This window comes from Corynebacterium sp. MSK158, from assembly GCF_030229085.1.
In the GTDB taxonomy this organism is placed as follows: Bacteria; Actinomycetota; Actinomycetes; order Mycobacteriales; family Mycobacteriaceae; genus Corynebacterium.
Map to the genome: position 1 here is coordinate 75,030 of NZ_JASPHJ010000002.1, position 25,243 is coordinate 100,272.

Annotated in this window: 24 protein-coding genes; 6 read left to right on the forward strand and 18 right to left on the reverse strand. The window is 60.1% G+C overall.

Annotation, left to right across the window (positions count from 1 at the left end; genetic code table 11):
- Positions 1–243: 243 nt before the first annotated feature.
- On the forward strand, positions 244–3,675 hold the full coding sequence (locus tag QP915_RS02450; protein WP_284767850.1) for a pyruvate carboxylase: 3,432 nt from the start codon (positions 244–246) through the stop codon (positions 3,673–3,675).
- A gap of 171 nt (positions 3,676–3,846) precedes the next feature.
- On the opposite strand, the gene QP915_RS02455 is transcribed toward QP915_RS02450, so the two are convergent.
- From QP915_RS02455 to QP915_RS02485, 7 genes are all read right to left on the reverse strand, one after another.
- Positions 3,847–4,953 (reverse strand): DUF1648 domain-containing protein, encoded by a 1,107-nt coding sequence (locus QP915_RS02455; protein WP_284767851.1) that lies wholly within the window; start codon positions 4,951–4,953, stop codon positions 3,847–3,849.
- A 14-nt stretch (positions 4,954–4,967) separates the two neighbouring features.
- Positions 4,968–5,345, reverse strand: coding sequence for a GntR family transcriptional regulator (locus QP915_RS02460; RefSeq protein ID WP_238801210.1), 378 nt, complete (start codon positions 5,343–5,345; stop codon positions 4,968–4,970).
- A 140-nt stretch (positions 5,346–5,485) separates the two neighbouring features.
- Positions 5,486–6,508 carry an ABC transporter permease gene (locus QP915_RS02465; RefSeq protein ID WP_284767852.1) on the reverse strand — a complete coding sequence of 341 codons (1,023 nt, stop codon included), beginning with the start codon at positions 6,506–6,508 and terminating at the stop codon, positions 5,486–5,488.
- Positions 6,505–7,086, reverse strand: a complete 582-nt coding sequence (locus QP915_RS02470; RefSeq protein ID WP_284767854.1) for an ATP-binding cassette domain-containing protein — start codon at positions 7,084–7,086, stop codon at positions 6,505–6,507. The genes QP915_RS02465 and QP915_RS02470 overlap by 4 nt, the downstream gene beginning before the upstream one ends.
- A gap of 42 nt (positions 7,087–7,128) precedes the next feature.
- Positions 7,129–7,572, reverse strand: coding sequence for a hypothetical protein (locus QP915_RS02475; protein WP_284767856.1), 444 nt, complete (start codon positions 7,570–7,572; stop codon positions 7,129–7,131).
- Positions 7,573–7,595: 23 nt separating this feature from the next.
- Positions 7,596–9,359, reverse strand: coding sequence for an acetyl/propionyl/methylcrotonyl-CoA carboxylase subunit alpha (locus QP915_RS02480; RefSeq protein WP_284767857.1), 1,764 nt, complete (start codon positions 9,357–9,359; stop codon positions 7,596–7,598).
- Positions 9,360–9,514: 155 nt separating this feature from the next.
- The gene (locus tag QP915_RS02485) at positions 9,515–10,378 is read right to left on the reverse strand and encodes a sulfurtransferase (RefSeq protein WP_284767858.1); all 864 of its coding nucleotides are present in this window, start codon (positions 10,376–10,378) and stop codon (positions 9,515–9,517) included.
- Between the two features lie 248 nt (positions 10,379–10,626).
- Between QP915_RS02485 and QP915_RS02490 the strand changes: the two genes are divergently transcribed.
- Positions 10,627–11,688, forward strand: coding sequence for a Cj0069 family protein (locus tag QP915_RS02490; protein ID WP_239274378.1), 1,062 nt, complete (start codon positions 10,627–10,629; stop codon positions 11,686–11,688).
- Positions 11,689–11,775: 87 nt separating this feature from the next.
- Positions 11,776–12,669, forward strand: a complete 894-nt coding sequence (locus QP915_RS02495; RefSeq protein ID WP_284767859.1) for a DUF4282 domain-containing protein — start codon at positions 11,776–11,778, stop codon at positions 12,667–12,669.
- Between the two features lie 111 nt (positions 12,670–12,780).
- On the opposite strand, the gene QP915_RS02500 is transcribed toward QP915_RS02495, so the two are convergent.
- From QP915_RS02500 to QP915_RS02520, 5 genes are read right to left on the reverse strand one after another with little or no spacing between them, the layout of a single operon-like run.
- A complete protein-coding gene (locus QP915_RS02500) occupies positions 12,781–13,521 on the reverse strand; it encodes a hypothetical protein (RefSeq protein WP_284767860.1) in 741 nt (246 codons plus the stop codon).
- 15 nt (positions 13,522–13,536) lie between these two features.
- The gene (locus tag QP915_RS02505; protein ID WP_284767861.1) at positions 13,537–13,953 is read right to left on the reverse strand and encodes a DUF3151 domain-containing protein; all 417 of its coding nucleotides are present in this window, start codon (positions 13,951–13,953) and stop codon (positions 13,537–13,539) included.
- A gap of 31 nt (positions 13,954–13,984) precedes the next feature.
- A complete protein-coding gene (locus tag QP915_RS02510) occupies positions 13,985–14,572 on the reverse strand; it encodes a Maf family protein (protein ID WP_284767862.1) in 588 nt (195 codons plus the stop codon).
- Positions 14,572–14,781 carry an acyl-CoA carboxylase subunit epsilon gene (locus tag QP915_RS02515; protein ID WP_239280347.1) on the reverse strand — a complete coding sequence of 70 codons (210 nt, stop codon included), beginning with the start codon at positions 14,779–14,781 and terminating at the stop codon, positions 14,572–14,574. Before QP915_RS02515 ends, QP915_RS02510 begins: the two co-directional genes overlap by 1 nt.
- An 8-nt stretch (positions 14,782–14,789) precedes the next feature.
- Positions 14,790–16,250: an acyl-CoA carboxylase subunit beta gene (locus QP915_RS02520; RefSeq protein ID WP_284767863.1), complete on the reverse strand. Its 1,461-nt coding sequence runs from the start codon at positions 16,248–16,250 to the stop codon at positions 14,790–14,792.
- Between the two features lie 349 nt (positions 16,251–16,599).
- Here QP915_RS02520 and QP915_RS02525 point away from each other — a divergent pair, with 349 nt between their 5' ends.
- From QP915_RS02525 to QP915_RS02535, 3 genes are read left to right on the forward strand one after another with little or no spacing between them, the layout of a single operon-like run.
- Positions 16,600–17,868 (forward strand): hypothetical protein, encoded by a 1,269-nt coding sequence (locus QP915_RS02525; protein WP_284767864.1) that lies wholly within the window; start codon positions 16,600–16,602, stop codon positions 17,866–17,868.
- A 33-nt stretch (positions 17,869–17,901) separates the two neighbouring features.
- Positions 17,902–18,474 (forward strand): hypothetical protein, encoded by a 573-nt coding sequence (locus tag QP915_RS02530; protein ID WP_284767865.1) that lies wholly within the window; start codon positions 17,902–17,904, stop codon positions 18,472–18,474.
- Between the two features lie 2 nt (positions 18,475–18,476).
- Positions 18,477–19,055 (forward strand): hypothetical protein, encoded by a 579-nt coding sequence (locus QP915_RS02535; RefSeq protein ID WP_284767867.1) that lies wholly within the window; start codon positions 18,477–18,479, stop codon positions 19,053–19,055.
- A gap of 111 nt (positions 19,056–19,166) precedes the next feature.
- On the opposite strand, the gene QP915_RS02540 is transcribed toward QP915_RS02535, so the two are convergent.
- From QP915_RS02540 to QP915_RS02565, 6 genes are all read right to left on the reverse strand, one after another.
- The gene (locus QP915_RS02540) at positions 19,167–20,657 is read right to left on the reverse strand and encodes an alpha-amylase family protein (RefSeq protein ID WP_284767868.1); all 1,491 of its coding nucleotides are present in this window, start codon (positions 20,655–20,657) and stop codon (positions 19,167–19,169) included.
- On the reverse strand, positions 20,654–20,839 hold the full coding sequence (locus QP915_RS02545) for a hypothetical protein (RefSeq protein WP_284767869.1): 186 nt from the start codon (positions 20,837–20,839) through the stop codon (positions 20,654–20,656). The genes QP915_RS02540 and QP915_RS02545 overlap by 4 nt, the downstream gene beginning before the upstream one ends.
- Positions 20,839–21,660: a carbohydrate ABC transporter permease gene (locus tag QP915_RS02550; protein ID WP_005322533.1), complete on the reverse strand. Its 822-nt coding sequence runs from the start codon at positions 21,658–21,660 to the stop codon at positions 20,839–20,841. The genes QP915_RS02545 and QP915_RS02550 overlap by 1 nt, the downstream gene beginning before the upstream one ends.
- A complete protein-coding gene (locus QP915_RS02555) occupies positions 21,660–22,664 on the reverse strand; it encodes a carbohydrate ABC transporter permease (protein WP_374043215.1) in 1,005 nt (334 codons plus the stop codon). The genes QP915_RS02550 and QP915_RS02555 overlap by 1 nt, the downstream gene beginning before the upstream one ends.
- A 122-nt stretch (positions 22,665–22,786) precedes the next feature.
- Positions 22,787–24,037, reverse strand: a complete 1,251-nt coding sequence (locus QP915_RS02560; protein WP_284767871.1) for an ABC transporter substrate-binding protein — start codon at positions 24,035–24,037, stop codon at positions 22,787–22,789.
- Positions 24,038–24,212: 175 nt separating this feature from the next.
- Positions 24,213–25,205 carry an ABC transporter ATP-binding protein gene (locus QP915_RS02565; protein ID WP_284767873.1) on the reverse strand — a complete coding sequence of 331 codons (993 nt, stop codon included), beginning with the start codon at positions 25,203–25,205 and terminating at the stop codon, positions 24,213–24,215.
- Between the last annotated feature and the right edge of the window lie 38 nt (positions 25,206–25,243).

Sequence of the window (25,243 nt, forward strand, 5' to 3'; positions counted from 1 at the left end):
GCAGGTGTCCCCGCTGCATATTTTGTTGAGGTAAAAATTTGCAAGATTTACAGAATAGCTAACCCTGTTATTACTGGTCGGACTGCAGAAACCACCCGTTCAACGGTTTCGGCGCTGGATAGTGTGGCAAACTCCGCTTGAAAATGGGCAGACAAGGAAGGTTTCGATCTCTAAACTGAGATACGGATCACCCAAGAGGAGGTGCTGTATCGCAGTACCTTCCGAGTTGAAAGGAACACAGAAGTGGCTAATCCCGCGCTTCCATCGTTCAAAAAGATTCTGGTAGCCAACCGTGGCGAAATCGCCGTACGTGCATTCCGCGCTGCCTTTGAGACCGGGGCAAAGACCGTCGCGGTCTATCCTCGCGAAGACCGAAACTCCTTCCACCGCGCCTTCGCGGATGAGGCCGTCCGCATCGGCGCCGAGGGGCAGCCGGTCAAGGCATACTTGGACATTGATGAGATTATCCGCGCCGCCAAGAAGGCCGAAGCGGATGCCATTTACCCCGGCTACGGATTCCTTTCGGAGCGCGCAGATTTAGCCCGTGCGTGTGAGGACAATGGCATTAAGTTCATTGGTCCAACCCCAGCGACCTTGGATCTCACCGGCGATAAGGCGGCTGCAGTTAGTGCGGCGAAGGAAGCTGGGCTGCCGACTTTGCAGGATTCCGAGCCATCGACGGACGTCGATAAGCTGGTGGAATACTCCAAGGATTTCAATTTCCCGGTATTCGTTAAGGCCGTTGCCGGTGGCGGCGGGCGCGGCATGCGCTTCGTCGAATCCGAAGATCAATTGCGCGAGAAAGCTGCCGAGGCTTCCCGTGAGGCAGAGGCAGCCTTCGGTGATGGCAGTGTGTATCTTGAGACTGCGGTCATTAAGCCACAACACATTGAGGTTCAGATTCTGGGCGATAGCCAGGGCAACGTCATTCACCTCTTTGAGCGTGATTGCTCCGTTCAGCGCCGTCACCAGAAGGTAGTGGAGATAGCCCCAGCGCCGACGCTCGACCCAGAGTTGCGTGACCGCATCTGTGCTGACGCAGTGAAGTTCTGTGAGCACATCAATTACGAGGGTGCGGGCACCGTGGAATTCCTCGTCGATGAGCGCGGCAACCACGTCTTCATCGAGATGAACCCGCGTGTGCAGGTGGAGCACACCGTGACCGAGGAAATCACCGGCGTAGACATCGTCAAGGCCCAGATGAATATTGCGGCCGGCGCATCGCTGGAAGATATTCAGCTCGCCCAAGACAAGATTTCCATCACCGGTTCTGCTCTGCAGTGCCGCATTACCACTGAAGACCCGAATAACGGTTTCCGCCCGGATACCGGCACGCTGACCGCGTATCGTTCGCCGGGCGGCGCCGGCGTGCGCCTGGACGGTGCAACGTCCGTGGGCGCAGAGGTTTCGCCCAACTTCGACTCCCTGCTGGTGAAGATGACCTGCCGCGGCGTCAACTTTGAGCAGGCCGTGCAGCGCGCCCAGCGTGCGCTGAACGAGTTCCATGTCTCTGGCGTAGCCACCAATATTGGATTCCTGCGTGCCTTGCTGCGCGAGCCGGACTTTACTCAGACCCGCGTGGACACCGGATTCATCAATGCACACCCGCACCTGCTCAAGGCTCCGCCGGCAGTCGACGAATCTGGTCGCATCCTCGAGTACATCGCGGAGACCACCGTTAATAAGCCCAACGGTACGCGCCCGACGGCGCTGCGCCCCTTTGATAAGCTCCCTGAGCTGGACCTTTCCGAGCCGCTGCCGCGCGGTTCCCGCGATGACCTGCTCGAGTTTGGTCCGCAAAAGTGGGCGGAGAAGATCCGTCAGCAGAATGCGCTGATGGTTACGGATACCACCTTCCGTGACGCCCACCAGTCCCTGCTGGCTACCCGCGTGCGTAGTACCGCCCTGGTTTCTGCAGCCGAAGCCGTAGCCCGCATGACCCCGAACCTGTTCTCGGTCGAGGCATGGGGTGGTGCAACTTATGACGTCGCCATGCGCTTCCTCCACGAAGACCCGTGGGTCCGCCTGGATATGTTGCGCGAGGCTATGCCGAACCAGAACATCCAGATGCTCCTGCGCGGTCGCAATACCGTGGGCTATACCCCGTACCCAGACTCGGTCTGCCGCGGCTTTGTCCAGGAAGCAGCCAAGTCCGGCGTGGACGTCTTCCGCATCTTTGATGCTCTTAACGACGTCTCCCAGATGCGCCCCGCCATCGATGCCGTCCTCGAGACCAATACCACCGTTGCTGAGGTGGCCATGGCGTACTCCGGTGACCTTTCGTCGCCGAAGGAGAACCTGTACACGCTGGATTACTACCTCAAGCTGGCCGAGCAGATTGTAGAGTCCGGAGCCCATGTCCTTGCCATCAAGGATATGGCCGGTCTGCTCCGCCCAGAGGCCGCTTCCATGCTGGTTATGGCGCTGCGCAAGGAATTCGACCTGCCGGTGCACGTCCACACGCACGATACCGCGGGCGGCCAGATGGCAACCTACTATGCGGCCGCCTTGTCCGGTGCCGACATCGTCGACGGCGCCTCCGCGCCGTTGGCCGGCACCACCTCGCAGCCGTCGCTGTCCGCCCTTATCGCAGCGTTCTCCCAGTCCAAGCGCGATACCGGCATCGACCTGCAGGCCGTATCGGATCTCGAGCCCTACTGGGAGGCCGTGCGTCAGCTCTACGCTCCGTTTGAGAACGGTATCCCTGGCCCGACCGGTCGCGTGTACAAGCACGAGATTCCGGGCGGCCAGCTGTCCAACCTGCGTGCCCAAGCTGTTGCCCTCGGTTTGGCGGACCGCTTCGAGGTCATCGAGGACACCTATGCAGCAGTCAATGAGATGCTGGGCCGTCCGACCAAGGTCACCCCGTCCTCCAAGGTTGTGGGCGACCTCGCCCTACACCTTGTCGGTGCCGGCGTAGACCCTGCGGACTTCGCTGCTAACCCCACCAAGTTCGATATTCCGGACTCGGTCAACCAATTCCTCCGCGGCCAGCTCGGTACCCCTCCAGGCGGTTGGCCGGAGCTGCGCGATAAGGTGCTCGATGGCCGCGAGGAAACCGGCGCCAAGGTGAGCGAGGTTCCTGCGGAAGAGCAACCGCATCTGGAATCCGATAACTCGGATGAGCGCCGTGCCAGCCTGAATCGCCTGCTATTCCCGAAGCAGTTCGAGGAATTCAACGAGTTCCGCCGCAAGTACGGCAACACCGAGGCACTGACGGATACCACCTTCTTCTATGGTCTTACCGAAGGCGAAGAAAAGGTCGTCCACTACTTCCCAGAGGACTCCACCGATCGCGCTGACCTCAAGCAGGTCGTAGTGCGTCTCGACGCCGTGGGTGAGCCGGACGAAAAGGGCATGCGTAACGTGGTTCTCAACGTCAACGGCCAGATCCGCCCGATGAAGGTGCGCGACGAGAACGCCGAATCCACGGTCGCTACCGTCGAAAAGGCCGACCCCTCCAACGAGGGCCACGTCGCCGCACCATTCGCCGGCGTGGTCAACCCCACCGCCAAGCCCGGCGACGAGGTGAAGGCCGGCGATCAAATCGCCGTCATCGAGGCGATGAAGATGGAAGCATCCATCTCCGCCACCAAGGATGGTGTGGTCGAGCGCGTGGCCATCGGCCAGGCCACCAAGGTGGAAGGCGGCGACCTCATCGCCGTCATCAACTAACTGACGCACGCCAGCGCCCCGCTTCCTTCGCGCAATCCTCTAGGAAGCGGGGCGCAGTGCTGTCTGCAGGCGGCTTTTCGCGAGTTTCGTCCATATAAACCACCAAAACCGTCGACGAAATCGGTGGTTTGTATGGACGAAAATCGTGATCTAGCCTGAATGCCAAAATTTTTAGCTGAGTATTAAAGGCAGCGCTATTGAGCCGACTAGAACCAGAAGTGTGATGGCGAGGAATGCCTTGGCCTGCCAGCGGGCGAAGTTGAACGACACGCCTGTGCCGAAGCGCTTATCCACTAGTACCGCCGGATCCTCTGGGTTGTAGTACATCACTCCCCATTTATAGAGATGGTCATTGTCCGGTGATTCTTTGCCTTCATCGGGAAAGCGGATTCCACGCAGTTGTTCAGATAATTGAGATTGTTTGTAGAGAAGAAATGCAACCAGTCCGATGCTGCCACCGATGGTAAGAACCAACATCGTGATAACGGCGGCGCCATTAAACCGCTGAAATTGCGGTACAGGGCCGGTTACTTGCATGAAGGCCATGCCGGCACACAAGAGCAGGGTGAGAACTCCCATTCCGGTATTCGTGAAGGCGAGGTTGGCCTCGTTGCGCAGTCGAGCTTTAATGCTGCGTTCTGAACGTGGGGATACCTCACTATGTGCGATAAAAGAGCAGATGATGGCGAAAAGCAAGAGCGTTCCTAAGGCGATGAAGGAGAGAGAAAATACGCTGCCGATATTCTTTTCGCTCCAATTATCCGCCTCCATGGAAGAATTCCAGTGCACAGGAACGGGGTCAGGAATATCGGACCAGTGGGAAGCGACGATGATGGCACCGGCCGCGATGCACAACAGGGAGGCGAGCATTGTTACCCACGGAAAAGTCGGCGTGGGGATGCCTTCGAATTCGGGTGTGCCATTGGCGTTGGTGGACACACGAGCAGCGATGGTGGTTTCAACCTCGTCGAACCAACCGCCGACCTTTTTCGCGGCGATGATGCGGCGGCGTTGAGAGATGTAGGCCCACAAGCCGCCGAGCGTTACCAAGAGGGACGGTACGGCGGCGAGGAGTGGCAATTTCCAGGCAAAGAGGGACAGAATTGTTGCCGTGATGCCGCAGCCCCAAGTACGGACCTTGTATCCAGCAAGAGCAGAGGTAACTGCACTATCGGAAAGGTAGTCCTTTGGCACGCGCACACCGAGCGGTGTGCCGGGCGAGGCGAGGGAGGGCGTTTGGGCCATAATCCAGGTAATAGCGAGAGTTGTGACGGCCATTAAAAGTGCGAAAATCATGACGATACTTCCAAGTGTTTAAGAGTGGAGCTGAGGTGGGTGTGGAGCTCATCTGGGCTAAAGCCTTGGGCACGGGCGAGCGCAACTACTCGGCCTAATTGCTCAGCTAGTTGTCTTTCTTGAGTCTCGGTGTGAGCGCCGGGTCTGACGATGGAGCCGGAGCGGCCGGCGGTTTCAATGAGGCCGTCAGAGACCAAGAGGTCGTACGCCTTCTTCACGGTGGCCGGGTTGATGCCTATGTCTTTGGCGACGCGGCGGACGGGGTCTAGCTTGTCACCATCAGAGAGCTGGCCGCGAGCTATGGCCAGTACTAATTCATCGTGAATTTGTTGGAAGACAGGGACATCTGAATCGGGGTTGAGGCTAATAAACATCTGTCACCTCCAATCTTTTTTCTGTATTACTTATAGTAACACAAACTGTATTATGTGGAGTAATACAGAATAATGCCAAAAAGAAATCCCCAGGTATGTGCATGTAATGCAGTGATGTACCTGGGGAAAGCGCAGGGCGACTAAAAGAAGAGGACCACGGTTATGGCCGCAATGCCGTAGCCACCGCGCAGGAAGTAACCGAAGACTTCGGGGGAGAATGAAGCGCCGAAGCCACCGGTGTCGATGATGTTCATGGTGGTCACTCGCGCGGGGCGGGAGCGCTTGAAGGAGGCATAGGTAAGTCCTAAACAGCACGCGGCGAGTACGAGTATCGGCAGCTTCCACACGGCGGCGATGAAGGCGGTACCGAGAACGGCGGCACCTGCTGTCGCGGTCAAGGGAAGTCCCCAGTCGGGCCAAGCACCGTCGATGATGCGGCCAAAGGATGCGGCGCGGCCGGTGGCGGCGCCGACGATGGTCCATGCGCCAGACAATCCAATGAGGGCAAGGCTGCCAAGCTGTGGTGCTAGTCCTAGGGTTAGGCCCATGACGGCGACCGCGCCGAGCGGGATGTACCAGCGGCGGTATAGGCGCCGGAAAAAGAGGCGGCTGGGCGACGCCGTGGCGCGCGAGCTGGGGCGCAGGCGGGCCGACTGGGAGGCGATGGCATCGGCAGAAACCTCAGAATCCAAAAGCCCAAAGGAGGACGAGCCGACGGCACGGGTGCGGCCCGCACGAAGAAGCGAGGCGAGATTAAAGGAACGCCAGCCGATCGCAATGCGCAGCAAGGGGAGGGCCATCGCCGCATAGAACGGAAGGCGCAGCGATGCGCACAGGGCTAGGCCGAGGAGGCTCACGCCGGCGAGCTGGGCAATGGACAGCTTATCGACGCCCCGCATACGCCCCCGCGGCCTGTCCACATAGACCCACCGGCCCAGGGAAAGGCTGCGCAGCGGATAGAGCGCCTCGAGGAGAACGATGAGGGCGAGGGAGCCGACCCCAGCGCCGATGGTCGCGGTGGCGGGCAGGGACGCGGCTGTGCGCTGCGCGAGCGAGGGTAAAACCTCGGCGGCATTCTGCCAAGCGTAAACACTGACGCTCGCGATGAGCGCCGCTATAAAGGCGTAATAGATGGCTGAGGAGGCGTGGGATAGAAGCTTCATGAAATCTCCACCACCTCGTCGCAGGCATCGAAGATGGCCGGGGAGTGGGAGGCCAGCACTACACAACGGCCCTCGACGGCGAGGTGACGCAGCTCCTCGGCCAAGAAGGCGGTCCAGGTGTGGTCAAGGTGGCGCTCGGGTTCGTCGATAAGCAGAGCCTTGGCAGGCTGATAGAGCTGGGCGGCGAGGTAGACGCGTTGGCGCTGACCAGAAGAAAGATCGCTGACTGCGGAGTTCCGGATGTTGTCGTCGATGGCCCAGAGCTCATGGACCTCGGCAAAGTCTACGCCGGAGCGGCGCGAAAGCAGGGTGAAGTGCTCGCCGACGGTGAGGTCGGGCAAGAAGACCGGGTCCGCGACTGCGATGACGGAGCCGGCGGCCTCTGCGTTGCCGGGTGCGGCACCGTCGATGGTAACGGTGCCCTCGAGTGGGGCAATTTCGCCGCTCAAGGTCTGCAGCAGCGTAGATTTACCCGCACCATTGGGGCCCTTCAAGCCGTATACGCGCCCGGTGTCGAAGGTGCGATTCAGGCGCCCTAAAGCGGTGGAATGTCCATAAGTTGCATCTATTTTCAGCATCGTAGCTAGGTTAGCAGGAGGGCGGCCGGACCTAGGGGCGAGCTAGAAGCGGCGGAAGAACTTGCCGGGTGCGAGTTCCTCGAATCCGGGCAGGGCCGTGGCAGAAGAGATGCCGGGGGCAGTCTGCTCGGCCGCGAGGTCGATGGCGTTGGTAATAAGCAACTCGCGGGCGGCGGGGTCATCGCTGGAGACGATGAGCTCGGGAATGTCCTCGGGGTCGAAGGGGGTGAGCCAGGTGGCGTCGTCAAGCGGGTGCGCCGAGGGATCGCCCAAGAAAGCTGGGCCTTTGTCGGCGGCGGGGTAGTAGCGCAGGAGTGCGGCGCCGCGGGGAGCAACGGTGGGGTCCTCGTTGGCGGCCATGGGTAGGGCGATGACCCCGCCGTCCACAATGGGGGACCAGTCCGCAATAGAAGAAGGGAAGAGGCCCGTAAGATAGTCGCGGTCCTCTTCCTTGGCCAAGCGCACGCCGAGGGAAGAATCAGTCATTCTTCCAAGGCTAGCGGGGCAGGCTACTTGATTTCCAGCAGTACGCTGCCCTTGGTGGTAGAAGCGCCTGCTTCTACGGCCAAGCCGGTAACGGTGCCGGCCTTATGTGCCTTGACGGGGTTTTCCATTTTCATGGCCTCGAGCACGAGGAGGACCTCGCCCTCGGCAACCTCTTGGCTTTCTTCGACGTTGACCTTGATGACCGTGCCCTGCATTGGGGAGGTCACGGCATCGCCGGACACTGCGGCCTTGGCGCCGGAGCCCTTACGCTTCTTCTTTTTGCGTGGGGTTCCATTGGCGCCGAAGGAGGCGGGGAGGGCAACCTCGATGCGGCGGCCATCGATTTCTACGGTGTGCACCTGGGAAGGCTCGGCCTCGGCGGCCTCTGCATCGGTGGAGTCATCGTGGGCGGGCAGCTGGTTATCCCATTCCTCTTCGATCCACTTGGTGTAGACACGGAAGTTGCCGTCTTCTGCGGTAAAGGCAGGGTCAGCAACGACAGCCTGGTCGAACGGGATAACGGTGGGGAGGCCCTCCACCGTGTACTCGGATAGGGCGCGGGCGGAGCGGCGCAGCGCGGTCTCGCGGTCTGGGCCCCAGACGATGAGCTTGGCCAGCATGGAATCGAATTGGCCGCCAATGACGGAGCCCTGGACGACGCCGGAATCAATGCGCACGCCCGGACCCGCTGGCTCGGAGTACTTCACGATGGTGCCAGGGGCCGGCATGAAGTTTGCCGCGGCATCCTCGCCGTTGATGCGGAACTCGAAGGCATGGCCACGCGGGGTGGGGTCTTCCTTCAGCGAGAGCTCGTGGCCCTCAGCGATACGGAATTGCTCGCGCACGAGATCGAGGCCGGTAGTTTCCTCGGAAACTGGGTGTTCCACCTGCAGGCGGGTATTGACCTCTAGGAAGGAAATGAGACCATCGGCGCCCACCAGGTATTCCACGGTGCCTGCGCCGTAGTAGCCGGCCTCGCGGCAGATGCGCTTGGCGGACTCGTGAATGGAGGCGCGCTGCTCCTCGGTGAGGAAAGGAGCCGGGGCTTCTTCGACCAGCTTTTGGAAGCGGCGCTGCAGGGAACAATCGCGCGTGCCGACGACGACTACGTTGCCGTGCTTATCCGCCAGTACCTGGGCTTCCACGTGGCGGGCGCGGTCTAGATAGCGCTCCACGAAGCACTCGCCGCGACCGAAGGCGGAGGTTGCCTCACGGGTAGCGGATTCAAAGAGCTCGGGGATTTCCTCTGCGGAGTAGGCTACCTTCATACCGCGGCCGCCGCCGCCAAAGGCAGCCTTGATGGCTACGGGCAGGCCGTATTCCATGGCGAAGGACTGCACCTCATCGGCGCCGGCTACCGGATCCTTAGTACCCGGGGCCATAGGGGCCTCGGCGCGCTCGGCGATGTGCCGCGCGGTGACCTTATCGCCCAAGTTCCGGATGGACTCGGGGGAGGGGCCAATCCAAGTCAGGCCGGCGTCGATGACCGCCTGGGCAAAGTCGGCGTTTTCAGACAAGAAGCCATAGCCGGGGTGGATGGCATCGGCGCCGGATTTTTCTGCGGCGTCCAGAATCTTGTCAAAGACGAGGTAGGACTCGGCAGAAGTGGTGCCGCCGAGGGCAAAGGCTTCGTCGGCAAGCGAGGCAAAAGGTGCCTGGGCGTCTGGCTCGGCGTAGACGGCGACGGAGGCAATGCCAGCGTCGCGGGCCGCGCGGATCACGCGAACGGCGATCTCACCGCGGTTCGCCACGAGAACCTTAGAGATCTTTTTGGTTTCTACTGCCACGGCAGCAACCTCCTGAACACATTAGGTTGAATACGCAATCTATTCTTGCACACAAAAGCATGAGTTAATTTTCACGCACGCGAGTGGGGATGTTTTTGGGCAAAAATAAACCCACATCCCTGCCGGATATGGGTTTATGTGGCGAAACCGAAAAGTTAACGCTCAATCGGCATTTTCACCATATTACCCCACTCAGACCACGAACCATCGTAGACCTGCGTCTTTGTGAATCCCAAAAGATGCGTCAACACAAACCAGGTGTGCGCGGCCTGCGCGCCCACGTGGGAGTAGAGAATCGTTGTAGATTCAGGCTCCAACATTCCGTAATTAACCTTGAGCTCCTCGGCCGAACGGAAGCAGGAGTTGGGATAGATGGAACGGTCCCACTCGAGGTTGATGGCGCCCGGGATGTGGCCGTGGCGCATGGTGGTGCCGTAGGCGGAATCGCCATTGGGATCGTGCTCGGTGGCCTCGCCCGCAAACTCCTCTGGGGAGCGGGTATCCACGAGCGCTCCTTCGGACTCGCGCACCTGGTCTACGAAGGCACGCAGGACGGAATCATCGCGGCTTACCTCGGGGTATTCGGATACGGGGAAGTCCGGCACCATGAAGGAAGTATCGCGTTCCTCGGCCATCCAGGCATTGCGGCCACCATCGAGCAGGCGAACATCCTTGTGGCCAAAGAGGGTAAATACCCACAGGGCGTAGGCGGCCCACCAATTGGACTTATCGCCATACAGGACAATCGTATCGTCGGCATTAATGCCCTTGTCCCGCATCAAAGCAGTGAACTCTTTGCCATCGATGAAATCGCGAGTAAGTGGGCTCAGTAGTTCCGTGCGGAAGTTGATGCGGGTGGCGGTGGGGATGTGGCCAATGTCATAGAGGAGTGAGTCTTCATCGACCTCAATGACGCGCAGGCCCTTGACGCCTAGGCGTGCGGACAGCCACGGTGCAGACACGAGGCGCTCGGGGTGTGCGTATTCCTGAAATGGGGGATAGGGATCAACGTCAGCCACTGTCCGCCTGCCTTTCCGATAAGGGTTAGTATTTCGCTCCCACCACTTTAACCCGAATTTTCCCGTGGTGATCACTCGGGGATCATTCCTGTGGTGTGCGATACAGGGCTCGGCCGGGGAAATAGGGGCGCCGGCCGGCGGGGTTAGGCAGAGGGGGCAGTTGGCCGCGCGGGGGAGGTAAAGCTGGGATAAACTACGGATATGGTGCGACAACGTGCTATGAACACCACCTAAGAAGGGAATTGCTAGTGCACAAGGCAATCGTTGTATTTGAGGTAGAGGGCGGCTCCGATAAAGGCGCAGATGGTCACCGTAAGGACACCATGCCGATCGTCAATGCGATCAAGGAACAGGGCTGGGAAGCTGAGGTTATCTACTTCCACCCAGACAAGGCGGAAGAGATCTACGCCCAGGTTTCTGAAAACTTTGATGCTTATATCTCTCGCGTGAACCCAGGCAATATCCCCGGTGGCGAGAAGGGCTACTTCGAATTGCTCACCAAGCTGGCAGACGCCGGCCTGGTAGGCATGTCCACTCCGGCGGACATGATGGCCTACGGCGCCAAAGATGCGCTGGTCAAGCTCAATGACACCCCGCTGGTGCCGGACGATACCGCCGCGTACTACGAGGTAGAAGAGCTGCATAATACTTTCCCCACCTCGCTGTCTTATGGTGAGCGGGTGCTCAAGCAAAACCGCGGTTCCACCGGTGAGGGCATCTGGCGCGTGCGCCTCGCGGACCAGGAGCTTGCCCAATCCGTGGAACCGGGCACCGCGCTCCCGCTTGACACCGCCCTGAAGTGCACCGAGGCAGTAGACAACCAGACCCATGACTATAAGCTGGGCGCCTTCATGGATTTCTGTGACCAGTACATTGAGGGCGATAACGGCATGCTGGTGGACATGCGCTTTATGCCGCGCATTGTGGAAGGTGAAATCCGTATTCTCCTCGTGGGGGATGAGCCGGTATTCATCGTGCACAAGAAGCCAGCGGAAGGCGGCGACAACTTCTCTGCCACGCTCTTCTCCGGCGCAAAGTACACCTACGATAAGCCGGAATCCTGGCCGGAACTGTTGGAGATGTTCGAGAAGGCTCGCCCCGTTATCGCAGAGAAGCTCGGCGATACCAAGGATGTTCCTTTGATCTGGACCGCGGACTTCATGCTTGACGATGCCCCCGATGGCACCGACACCTACGTTCTCGGCGAAATCAACTGCTCCTGCGTTGGCTTTACCTCCGAGCTGGACATGGGTATCCAAGAAAAGGTCGCCGCCGAGGCGATGCGTCGCGTTCAGGACGCGAACGCCTAGCGCACGCTGTATTCTGCCAAGTGGCCCCACGGGTGACCGTGGGGCCTTTTCCTACCATCCCCTAAAGCATTTTATAAGGACCAGATTATGGCTGATAATGATTTCAACTCCGACGGCTTCCCGAAGGATTTTTCTCCGCGCGATTTTTCCGAGACCCCGCAGCACCGCGCCGAGGACGCGGCGAAAAGCGCTGGGGTCACCGGCGCCTCCGAGGTGAACAAGACCAAGGAATTCGGCTCTACTGATGCCAAGGAGACGAAGTCTTTCGGCCACACCGATCAGCCTGATGAGTCTGAAAATTCGAGTGCTCTTTCCTCCCCGCAGCCGAGCGCGGAGGGCAAGTCCTCTGACTTCTGGGCTTCTTCGAAGTCCTCCACCCCAGGCGGGGGAGCTGCCTCCCGTGCGCATAATCCATTTACGGATGCGGCGTCGTCGGATGCTGCTGCGAACGGCAACCAATTCAGTTCCGCCCAGTCCGCTCACGATCAGCCGGTTTTCGGCGGTTACACCCAGCAGCAGACCACGAACCAGGGATTCGGACAGTTCCCGCAAGCAGGCGATGCTTCTGCCGATTCCGGCCAGACTCTTGGTGATAAGAAGAGCCAGATGAGTGACACCCTCAAGGGCTTGGGCAAGAAGGACGGCCTATTGGGCGGGCTCTTCGAGTTCGAGTTTAAGCACTTCCTGACCCTCACCCACGTGAAGGAAATCTACAAGGTCGCCATGATTCTTGGTGGCATCATGTGGATCCTTCACCTTCTCGGTGCCTTCTTCTTCGCCACCGGCATGGGCATTTATGGCATTCAGGAAGATTCCGCGTCCGCCATCTTCGGAAGCATTTTTGCCTTCATCTTCCTAGCGGTACTGAGCACTGTCATCTACTACGCAATCATGGTTGCCATCAGGCTATTTCTGGAAGCCATGGTGGCAAACGTGCGCATTGCGCAAAACACCGGCGACATCCTGGACAAGATGGACTAGCACTGTAATGAGCTGATTGCTCAATTAAGCGAGCAACGACGAGCGCCCCAGCGAAATTCCGCTGGGGCGCATTGTATTGCAGGCCCAGGCGATTAAATGCCGGCCTAAAAGTTAGTCGTAGGTGCCAAGCTGGTAGCTGGGAAGGTCAACCCACATCTTGTTAAATTCTTCGACTTCGCCGGATACCGCCTCGAGGGAATCGCCCTGTGCCCGCAGGCGCACAGTGTGGTGGGCGGTAATACCCTCCGCGGTGGAGCGGCTGCGCTCTCCCCACGTGAAATCGACCTCGTTGTCTGAGACCGGGGTAATGCTCTCTACCTTATCGAAGACGGACATGTCCTTGGCCGGAGCGCCATTGACGTAGAAGGCTATGCCATCAGCAATGGAGGCGCCGGTGCCCGCCGGACCATCTAAATCACCCATTGAGCCGCGGAAGATGATCCAGCTAATCGTGGCGCACGGGTCATAGGAGTTCTCAATATCGGCGATCCAGTAATTGAAATCGCTGCCGTCATCAGCGGGCATGCGCCCGGGGGCCGTGCCAGAGGCGTAGACCTTGCGCGGGTCATTAGGCAGCTCCGTGCACTCGGCGTCCCTGTCCTTGTCCTGCTGTTGCGTGGTCGCTTCATCGCCCCCGTCGGTGGACTCCGACGGGGAGGGTGTTGCAGCGGAAGCCACATCGTCCCCGCCGGAGGATTCATCCTCGGCAGGTGCTTGGCTGGAAAAGACCGGCTCTTGGGAGGAAGAAGAATCCTCCTGAGCACCGCAGGCGCTTAGCGCGAGCGGCAGGGTAGCGGTGAGCAAAACGGCGGTGGAGAAGCGGTGTAGGCGGCGCGGTGTCACGGCAGGCATGCGGGAACTCCAGGATTAGTCGAGGAGGGTGGCGACGCTGTCCGGGGCGGCGTCGGAAAGCATCTGGCGGATGCGGTCGTATTCGTCGTCTTCGCCGATGGCCTTGGCTGCATGGCCGAGCGCGGCGATGGCGCGCAGGACGCCCTGGTTCGGCTCGTGCGAGAAGGGGACAGGGCCCCAACCCTTCCAACCATTGCCACGCAGGCGGTCGAGGCTGCGGTGGTAGCCCGTGCGCGCGTAGGCGTAGGCGGTGATGAAAGCGGCTGGCTCGGAGCCTTCCTGCTCCTTGAGCTCCTGCTCCGCTAGGAGCGCCCACAGCAGCGGGGAATCGGGGTGGGCGACAATGCCGGCGGCGAGATCCGAGGTGGACTCTGCGCCGGGATCGGCCGGCAGCTCAATGGGTTTCGGGGCAAGCATGTCTTTCATTTCCATGCCACCCCACTGTAGCGACGCCGGCGCGCTGCTACCAGAAATCGGAGACGTTCAGGTCAAAGGCATAGAGCGCGCGGCGCACCACCGGCAGCGATAGCCCGATTACGGAGGAAGGATCGCCTTCGATGCGGTCAATGAACCAGCCGCCCATGGCCTCCAAGGTGAAGGCACCGGCGCAGTGCAGAGGCTCGCCCGAGTGGGCATAGGCTGCGATATCGGCCTCGCTGGCCTGGGCAAAGTGCACCGTGGTGGTGGACGTTTCCACATGGCGCTTATCGCCAAAGATGAGGCAGTGGCCGGTCAGCAGATCGGCTGTGCGGCCGGCTTGCTGGTGCCAGCGCTCAATGGTGGCTTCCTCGGTAAGGGGCTTGCCTTGTAGCTCGCCGTCGAGCAGCAGCATGGAATCGCCGCCGATGACGGGCTCGGTGGGGTAGCGTTCGGCCACCTTTTCAGCCTTGGCGGTGGCGAGGGCCGCGACGATATCGGCCGGCGGGTGGCCTGCGAGCGAGGCTTCGAGGGAGCGCTCGTCAATATCGGCCGGCTCCAATACGGGCTCCACGCCCGCGCCGCGCAGAATAGACGCGCGCGAGGGCGATTGGGAGGCAAGGATAAGCCGCATTAGAAGTACCGCACGGTATGGAAGGCAGACGGGTTATAGACGCGCTGCGCCCCAAAGCGCTCGAAGCGCTCGGCCGGGTTGCCCCATTCATTGCGTTCTCCGGCAACGCCCGAGTGCTTGGCGCTCATCTGCGCCAATACGGTACGCAGGGCCGCGAGCTCATCCTCGGTGGGATTGCCCTTGACTACCTTAATTTCCGGCGTAGACATTTCCCCTCCTAAACGGTTCCGTGCTTCTTCGGTACCTGGGCCACGGCCTTGCGCTCGAGCAGGCGCAGGCCTTCTACCAGGTAGTGGCGGGTTGCAGATGGCTCGATAACATTATCGGCCAGCCCGCGCTCTGCTGCGGCATACGGGTGCAAGAAGAGCTCGTCCATTTCCTCTTCCTTGTCCTCCGAGCCATAAATGGCCAGGGAAGCTTGGGAGGCCTGGGTGACGGCAATTTCCGCGGTAGGCCATGCGTAGACCAGGTCCGCGCCGAGGTCCTTGGCTCCCATAAATACGTAGGCCGGGCCAATGGCCTTGCGGGTGATCACCGTAAGCTTGCCGACGCTCGCTTCAGCCTGCGCATAGGCAAACTTCGACGCCCTGCGTAGCAGGCCGGCCTTTTCCTCTTCAGGGGTGGGCACGAAGCCTGGGGAGTCCACGAATTCCACGATGGGAGTATTGAAGGCATCGCAGGTACGCACGAAGCGTGCAGCCTTTTCTGCCGCGGCGGAGTCCAAGGCGCCGGCCAGCGCCAGCGGCTGGTTGGCAACGATGCCGACGGCGCGGCCATCGATGTAGGCAACGCCGGTAAGGATGTTTTGCGCAGCCTCGGCGGAAAGCTCGAAGAAGGAGCCTTCATCGACGACAGCCTTGATGACCTCGCTCATGTCATAGGCCTGCGCGGCGGTATCCGGGATGACGCTATTGAGATCAAAGTCCGCGACGCTACCGGCCTCCACTCGCGGCGCCTCGGCGCGGTTATTGGCGGGGAAGTAGGCCAAAACATCGCGCACAAGGGACAAAGCCTGCTTGTCGTCGCTAGCCACCAGGTGAGCGGTGCCAGACTCGGCGTGGGCTGCGGCACCGCCGAAGGTCTCTGGCTCCGCGCCGGCCACGTGGCTGGCGGCCTGGTGGAGGGCGGTGCCTTGGGTGACTACGAGGACATCGGCAAACGTCGGCGCGAACGCCGCAATGCCGCTGGTATTGCCCGCGACAACGGAAATCTGCGGGATGAGGCCCGAAGCCTGGGAGACTCGCGCCATGAGGCGGGCGTATCCTGCCATGGTGACGATGCCCTCTTGCACACGCGGGCCGGTGGATTCATAGATGCCGATGATGGGCACGCCGGTTTTGATGGCGAGGTCATATACCTTGGTGAGCTTTTCGGCATAAACCTCACCCATCGTGCCGTCGAAGATTTCGCCGTCCTGGCTAAAGACGCACACGCGGCGGCCGTCGATAGTGCCGTAGCCGGTGACCACGCCATCGGTATAGGGGCGGTCATGCTCACGACCAAAGTCGGTGGAGCGGTGACGGGCTAGCGCGTCCGTTTCCACGAAGGAGCCCTCATCGAGCAGCTGCGTCACGCGGGTGCGGGCGGCCGGCTCGCTTTCTCCCAGCGGCGCGCGGGACTCGGCGAGTTTGGCGTCCAAGTCCTCGATCTTGCCGGCGGTGGTTTTCAGATCAGTCATGGGTCCCCACCCTACTAGGGCACCCCAGTCAATGCGGAATGGAGCGCTGCTAGGCGCAAAGTGAAAATCGACTGTGTGGCAAATGCCACTACAGTACGGGTGGGGCATAAAACCTGGGAGTTTATTAAAGGGAACCAGGTCATAGAGCCCTAATCTGGGGGTAGGGGGTATTGTAAAATTCTTGCGGTGCTAGGCAGGTGAACGCTGATTATTGCACTTCAAGGTGGGTAAAGGAAGCGGAAAGAATTCCATTCAACTATTGATGTGAGCCCTGTAAGCCCTTATAATTATCTGAGTCTTCATGAATGTTTCCCCTGATTTTTAACGATCTATTAAGGACGGTCTTCTGGTGATTAAAAAGGGACTGCGTTTGCTCGCACCGCTCGCCGTAGCGGCTCTCTTCATGCCAGTGGCACACGCGGGAGATGTTCCCCCGATGCCGCAGGCATATCCCATTTCCAACCTCTATAAGAGCTGCAGTGCCGCCGGCGATAATGCAGAGCGCGAATGGCGCTTTGCAGAAACCGGCCGCCGCTACATGAGCGACGGCACCCTGCAGTTCAAAAACACCACCAACAAAGAAGTGCCCTACACCGCCGAGGTAGAAACTGGTACCAATCACGAGATTGACGCCAATTCCAAGGCCAAGCTGCCTTCCGGTTGGGACACCACCGCTAAGTCCGATATCGGTCTGAAGATGACCAACGGCTGGCGCGATAAAGAAACCTTTGGACCGGTGAAGCTGAAGCCGGGTGAGTCCTTCCGCGTCGAATACGGCGTCATTGAAAAGGACTTCATCTCCATGTTCGTAGGCTGCAACGATGACCGCCTGGAAAACATCCCAGGCGCAAATGTCATCCGCGGTAAGGGCCCAGCCGAGCGCTACGCCTTTGCCTACATCATCAAGGCGGACGGCTCCGTGTCCGACCTGGCCATGGAAATTCCATCCCGTTCCCCAGGTGCAAACTCCAAGCCGATCGAGGGTAACTACACCTCTGTATCGGGCCCGAGCCTAGAGAAGATCGCCGATCCGAAGAAGGATGAGATCATGCAGCCTGCTGCAGATCTGCAGCACGATCCTTCCTGGCCTAAAGAAGGCGATAAGTGTGAAGCCGGCGATACCTCCTGGTACCCGCTGGACATCACCGCGGTAAAGCCGACCTACCGCAAGGCTGGTTACTCCACGGACTTCCTCAACTGGTCCAAGGGTGACTACGAGTTTGCGCCGGTCACTGACTTCGTCGTTGGCGCCGAGCACGCCCCGTACACCAACTGGCAGGGCAACCGCGGCGATATTCCGAAAGGTTGGCTGGAGTCCGTCGGTGCCGTAAAGCGCGCCTATATGCCGGTCGGTACCGAGCTCAAGCACGTCGACCTCAAGCCAGGCGAGCGCGTGCGTGTGGAGTACGGCACCACCATGACCCGCATTAACTACCGCGAGATTCACTGCGGCAAGAGCGGACACTACGACCTCACCTCTAACTACAAGCAGACCTCCGCCCCGAGCGGCTTCTGGGCCGAGGCCAAGATCACCGATAAGGCCGGCAATACCCGCACCGAGGACGTCACTCCGGACGAATTCCGCGACCTGCCGGTTCCTACCCAGACCATCTACTAAACACCACCCTCACCTACGCAAGGAGAAACTCCCATGTTCAAGTCCAAGATTGCTTCCACCACCGCGGCTCTTGCCGTTGCTTCCGGCCTCATCTTCGCTCCGGCCGCTAACGCCCTGCCGCAGCGCGACCTGGGTCCGGCTAACCCGACCACCATCGGTGAGCGTTGCTCCAACCCGGGTGACACCGGCCAGACCGTTGACATCAAGCGCACCTACTTCGATGGTTCCGCCGGTTCCTGGACCGTGTCCAACTACAACGATGAGCCGCTGCCTGTTACCCGCTCTATCAAGGAGACTAAGACCAAGACTTGGAACGTGTCTGCTGGCGTCGACTTTAAGCTGTTGGATCTTATCAATTTCACGTTCTCCTCCAGCTACACCGACAGCCAGTCCTATGAGGTTGGCGAGCAGGTCGGCCCTTACGACATCGCTCCGGGCAAGACCGCCGTTCTGCGTGCGGGTTGGGTTGTCTCTGACTTCGAGGGCCAGAAGACCGTGTGTGGCCCCGACCACAAGTGGCAGCCCAACGGTGGCACCTTCACGGCTTCCCTGCCGAAGGAGCGCCACGTTGAAGTATCCACCCGCGATAACAACGATTGGGGCTAAACGTGAGCAAGAAGTCCATCGCTAGCGTCTTTGCGGCGCTGAGCATGGTGGCAGCTCCCGTTGCCCACGCCGCTGATTTCGGTGGGGACTTTGAGCTGCCCCAGCGCTGGAACGACGATTACAAGCCGGGCACGCACTGCTCGACGCCGGGTGAAAACGGCACCTACGTCACTGCAAAGCGACGCTGGTTCAAGCAGACCGATGCCACCAGCGTGGCTAACCGCAACGCCGAGGAAGTACCGGTCAAGCACACCGTCACCCAGGCTCGCACCCAGACCATCGAGGTCTCCGGATCCGTTGAGGGCACCGGCGAGCTGGCCAAGGTGCTGACCAAGACCTATGGCTTCAACTACGTCAGCGAGCAGCACTGGAAGCTAAACCAGGTGGTTGGCCCGTACACCTTGCCTGCGAACTCGCAGGGCAAACTGGTGTGGGGCTTTACCATGCTCGACACTGACGGTCAGGATGTGCGCTGCAACTCTGACCAGCAGTGGGAAGCTCAGGGCAAGCCATACTCGGCTTCTGTGCCAGAAGCGCGCTACTCCGAGCTGCGCCTCGAAGACGCGCCTGAGTGGAACTAGGCCACCACAACTATTAAGCGCCCTCTCGGCCCATAAGGACCGACAGGGCGCTTTTCTCTGTGGTTGCGCAGTGCGCCAGTAGGAGAGGGGGCTGCAGCCGCGCGCTAAGGCTTAGGCCGGCAGCCAGGCGTAGCCGTACGGCCCGAGCTCTACTGGGCCGAGATCGATGGAGCGATCGCTGAAGTTGTGCAAGCACAGCAGATCGCCGCGCTGGTAGCCAAGGACGGCTTCCTCGCCCGTCTCGACCGGCTCGCACGGAGCGGTGCCGAGATCCGGATGGGCGTGGCGCTCGGCAATCATGGAGCGGACGGTGTTGAGCAACGAGGTGGCGTCATCAAGCTGGGAAGCCACGGAGGTACCTCCCACAATCGGAAGGCGGGAAGGTGCTTTGGTGCTAAAACCAGAATGCTCGGAATCGTCCCACTGCATCGGGGTGCGCACCGCATAGCGATCCGGCAGCGAGGTGTCATCGAGCATGCCAATCTCATCGCCGTAGTAGATAAACGGTGCGCCCGGCAGGGTCATCAGCAGCGAGAACATGAGTTCCACCTTGCGGCGATCGCCGTTCATCAGCGGCATCAGCCGGCGGGCAATGCCCACATGCGCGCGCATTTCATCATCGGGGAGGAAAGCTTCATACATCAGCTCGCGCACGTCATCGTCCACCATCTCTAGGGTGAGCTCATCGTGGTTGCGCAGGAAGGTACCCCATTGGCAGCCATCCGGCAGGGCGGGCAGCTCGTCGAGGATGGAGTAGACTGGGGTGGCGTCGGCAAGCGCCAATGCTTGGTACAACCGCGGCATAACCGGGAAGTTGAAGACCATGTGGAAGCGCTCGCCCTTGCCATAGAACTGCATGGTCTCGGCCGGGGGCTGGTTGGCCTCCGCGATGAGCACCGCATCCGGGTAGTGGGTGTCCATGAAGGAGCGAATCTTCTCCACAAACTCGATGGTCTCCGGCAGGGACTCGCCACCTAAACCATCGCGTTCAAAGAGGTAAGCAATGGCATCAAGGCGCAGGCCGTCCAAACCCTTGTCCATCCAGAAGGACAAGATCTTGAACACTTCCTCCTGCACGGCCGGGTTATCGTAGTTTAAATCCGGCTGGTGGGAGTAGAAGCGGTGGAAGTAGTACTGGCCGCGCTGGTCATCCCACGTCCAATTGGATGTTTCCACGTCGGTGAAAATGACACGGATTTCGGGGTAGCGCTCCGGGTCATCGCCCCAAACATAGAAATCGCCATAGGGGCCGGTGGGATCCGTGCGGGAGGCCTGGAACCACGGGTGATCGGAGCTGGTGTGATTGAGCGCCAAATCCGTCATAATGCGCATGCCGCGGCGGTGCAGCTGCGCAATGAGCTCTTCAAAGTCCTCCATCGTGCCGTAATCCGGATGGATGGAGTAGTAGTCCGCGATATCGTAGCCATCATCGCGCAAGGGGCTGGCATAAAACGGCGAAAGCCACAGGCAGTCCACGCCGAGCCACTGCAGGTAATCCAGCTTATCGATGACCCCGCGCAGCGTGCCTACCTCCTTATTGCCGTCGGCTTTGAAGGAACCGACGAGGGCCTGGTAGAAGACGGCATTGTGGTACCAGCTCATGAAAGGTCCTTTCTTTTCGCCCGCCAGGTCAGATAGGTAAGGAGGCACAGGGCGACGGCCAGGAGGCCGGGCCATAGGGCGGGGGAGTCGTGGAAGAGATTGAGTACAGCTTGGATAACCGCGAGGACGCTAAAGAAACCAAGGAAACCCAGGGCGGTATCCCACAGCATGGCTCGGCGCATTAGGCCTTGACACCGCCTGCGGTCAGGCCGGCGACGATGCGGTGCTGGAAGATGAGCACCATGATGACCAATGGGATGGTCACCAACGCGCCAGCGGCCATGGTGGCGGCATAGGGGTATTCGAAGGCGGACGGGCCGGAGAAGCGCGCAATGGCTACGGTCACCGGCTCGGTATCGGTGGTGGAAAGCTGCTTGGCCAGCATGAACTCATTCCAGGTGGTGATAAAGGCGATGATCGCGGTGGTAAATAGCGCCGGCGCCGCCAGAGGGAGGAGGATGAGGCGGAAAGCCTGGGAGCGCGAGGCACCATCCACCCGGGCTGCTTCTTCTAGTTCCCAGGGCAGCTGGCGGAAGAAGCTCAGCAGCGTATAGACCGTCAGCGGAAGCGCGAAGGAAATATTGGGGATGATCATCGCGCGGTAAGTACCAATCCATTCCAGGTTGCCAAAGAGCTGGAAGAGCGGGGTGACCAAGGCAATGGCCGGGAACATGGAGGCGGCCAGGATAATGCCGGTCACGATTCCCTTCCCTGGGAAGTCATACCGGGAGAGCGCATAGGCGGTAAAGACGCCGATGAGCACGGCCACAGCGGTGGTAACCAGGGAGATAAGCAGCGAGTTTCCAAGCGCGGCTAGGAAGTCATTTCCCTTATCGGTAGCCAAGGCATCGCGGAAATTATCCAGCGTGACGTGGGTGGGCCACGGGGTGGTGTCGAAGGTGAAACGCTGATCCCGCAGCGCGGTTACCAGCATCCAGTAGAAGGGCGCTAGGCCCCAGAACATGATGAAGACGATGCCGGCGTAGTGTCCGAATTTACGCATTATTTAGCTGCCTTCCTGCCGGAGACATCCGCGCCAAGGAAGCGGATGAGGATAAAGGCGACGACGAAGATAAGAAGGAAAATAAGGGTGGAGAGCGCGGAGGCGGAGTTGAAGTTACCCTGGCGCATATCCTCTACCACCAGCTGCGAGATGGTCGCGGTGGGGGAGTTGGAGGAGCTAGAAATCATGATGACCGGTAGGTCATACATGCGCAGCGCGTCCAGGGTACGGAAGAGCACGGCCACCATGAGCGCCGGGCGCACCAGCGGGAGGGTGATACGGAAGAAGGTCTGAATACGGTTGGCGCCGTCCACGCGAGCGGCATCGTAGACGTCCTTGGGAATCATCTGCAGGCCGGCCAGGATAAGCAGCGCCATGAATGGTGCTGTCTTCCATACGTCCGCGATGATGACAGCCAGGCGAGCGTAGAACGGGTCCGTGGTCCAAGCAATGTTCGCACCAAGTAGCGAGTTGATGATGCCCTCCGGGGCGAACATGAACTGCCATAGCTTGGCCGTCACGGCCGTAGGAATGGCCCAGGGGATAAGCACCGCAGCGCGCACCAGGCCGCGGCCGCGATACTCACCATTCATAATGAGCGCCATCAGCATGCCCAGGATGGTCTCCAGCAGCACGGTAACGATGGTGAAAAAGAGCGTAATCTTTACCGCCGGCCAAAAGTCCGTGGCGATAACGCCCGGCGGGCAGGTAGAAATCTGACCAGTGCCGGAAACACACCGGTTATTAATCCAGTACAGGTAATTTTCCAGCCCGGCAAAGCCGCCTTCCTCAAAAAGCCCCGTTTGCGGGTTGAGCTGCCTATTGCCTTGGAAGGACAGGACAATGGCGCGGATGATGGGGTAGCCGATAATGACGGCGAGCACGATGAGCGCCGGAGCAATCAGCCCGGCCACGCGCCCATAATTCTTACGCTGGGGCTTCGGCGCGCTTGCCGACGCCCCCTTCGGCGCCCCCTTGGACGCAGTCGGCGAAGCTATAGCCACGCTGGACCGCCTTTCTGTTCAAGAAATGCAATGTATTGGCTAGATTCTATCCCCATTAGGGGAGTGAAAACCACAAAGGGTGAGGCGGCGGGGTGTCCGCCTACCTCACCCGGATTGGGCGCTTAGCCCTGGGAAGCCGATTCGATGGCCGCCTTCATATCGGCGGTGGCATCATCCACCGACTTGCCATCCGTCAATGCAGCGTAGGCATTGTCTTGGATGGCCTTGGAAATCGCCGAGTAGAACGGGGAAACCGGGCGCGGTGCCGCGTTCTCCAGAGATTCCTTGAGTGCCGGCAGGTACGGGAACTCCTGCTGTAGCTGCGGGTCATCGTAGATGGAAGCCAAGACCGGCGGGAAGGACTGCTCCGCAAAGGACTTCTGGTTGTCCTCATTGATGATGAACTTCATGAAGTCGAGCGCCGTGCCCTTATTCTTGGAGTTGATATTGATGCCGTTGTTATAGCCGCCCAGCGTGGACACACCTACGCCATCCTTGCCCAGCGGGGCCTGAACCTCGACGTCGACGCCGGCATCAACCGCGTTGGAGTACATATACGGCCAGTTCATGGCGAAGGCGGTCTTGCCCTCTGTAAAGGCCATATTGGTTTCTTCCTCGGTGGCGGCGGTGGAGTCCTTGGAAATGGTCTCCTCCTTGTAGGCATCCACCATGGCCTGCAGGCCGTCCTTGGCCTCCTTGGAGTCCACGGTGACGTTGCCGTCCTTATCTAGGACGGAGCCGCCCCAGCCTTCCATAAAGCCGGCGGTGTTGAGTGCCAAGCCCTCGTACTGCTTGAACTGGGTGGTAAGGCAGTCCTTGCCCTTGTCCAGTGCCTTGCACGCGGACTTAAGGTCCGCGAACTTCTCCGGCGCCTTGTCCGCGAGCTCGGTGTTGCGGAAAAGCAGCTGTCCGTTGGTGTTTTGCGGCAGCGCGTAGAGCACGTCGTTATAGGTGGCAGACTCCACGGTGGCCGGCAGAAGCTCATCCGTATTGGTTTCAAAGTCACCATTGAGCGGCTGCAGCCACTGGTTGGCGGCGAACTCCGCGGTCCACACCACGTCGAGGGCCATGACATCGTAGTCATCGCTGCCCGCCTGCAGGGACTGCACCAAGGTTTCGCGCTGGGCGTCGGCTTCGCCGGCCAGCTCCTTGAGGGTGACCTTCTCGTCTGGGTGCTGCTCGTTCCACTTCTCGATGATGGGGGTCACCTTGTCCGTGTCATTTTTGCCCATGGCAAAGGTGATGGGGCCGCGCGCATCCGCGCCGCCCTCAGCGGAATCGCCCGCCGCGGAATCGGAGGAGGAAGAAGAGCAGCCGGCCAGTGCCAAAACTGCGGTTGTCGCAACGGTGGTGCGAAGCAGAAATTTCTTCATGGAATTCACCTTTCGGAAAACTTTCGGTTCTTTAAACCTAAAATACGGAAACCAAAAGGTGGATAATTTTGGCCTATTTAACTCTAAACGGGGGTAGAAAAGGGGCTGTGGGTGGTGGGGACGCGTACCTGTGCCCTCGAACCCAGCTTTCTCCGCAGCCTAGCCTCCGCTAGAACTAGTCCTGCGCGATGCGGCGGCCTGTTTCCGGATCGAAACGGTGCGCCTCGCGTGGATTGAAGGTCAGCACGACCTCCTCGCCGCGCTGCGGTGGGGTGCCTTCGGCCCGGGCGACCAGGCGCTTGTCACCCACGGTGACGTAGACATAAGACTCCGCGCCCAGCTCTTCCACAATGTCTACGACGCCCTTGAAGCCCATTGGTCCCTTATTGATGAACATCTTTTCCGGGCGCACGCCCACGCGGGAACCGTTGTAATCAAAGATATTCATCGCCGGCGAGCCGATGAAACCGGCGACGAATTCGTTCGCGGGGGCGTCGTAAAGCTCGCGTGGCGGGGCTACCTGCTGCAGTTCGCCGTCCTTGAGCACCGCCACGCGGTCGCCCATGGTCATAGCCTCCACCTGGTCGTGGGTGACATACACGGTCGTCGTGCCCAGGCGCTGCTGGAGGCTGGCCAACTCCGCGCGGGTCTGTACGCGCAATTTGGCATCCAGGTTGGACAGCGGCTCGTCCATGAGGAAGGCCTTAGGCTCGCGGACAATGGCCCGACCCATGGCCACGCGCTGGCGCTGACCGCCGGACAGATCCTTGGGCTTGCGCTTGAGATACTCGGTCAGGCCGAGCGTTTCCGCCGCCTCGTGCACCTTGGCTTTGACCTCGGATTTAGGAAGCTTTGCCAGCTTCAGGGCAAAGCCCATGTTTTCCTCCACCGTCAGGTGCGGATAGAGGGCATAGTTCTGGAAAACCATAGCGATATCGCGATCGCCCGGTTCCAGGTTGGTCACATCCTTGCCATCGATGGTGATGCGGCCGCTGGATGTAGGTTCCAGACCCGCCAAGGCGCGCAGCGTGGTGGACTTGCCGCAACCCGAAGGGCCAACGAGTACCAGAAATTCGCCGTCCGCGATATCGAGGTCCAAGTCCTTTACCGTGGACGCGCTCGCACCGGGGTAGGTGATGTTGACCTTTTCAAAAGTGACCTTTGCCATGCGCAACACACTAGCACCATTGGTGGCCGGTATCCTTG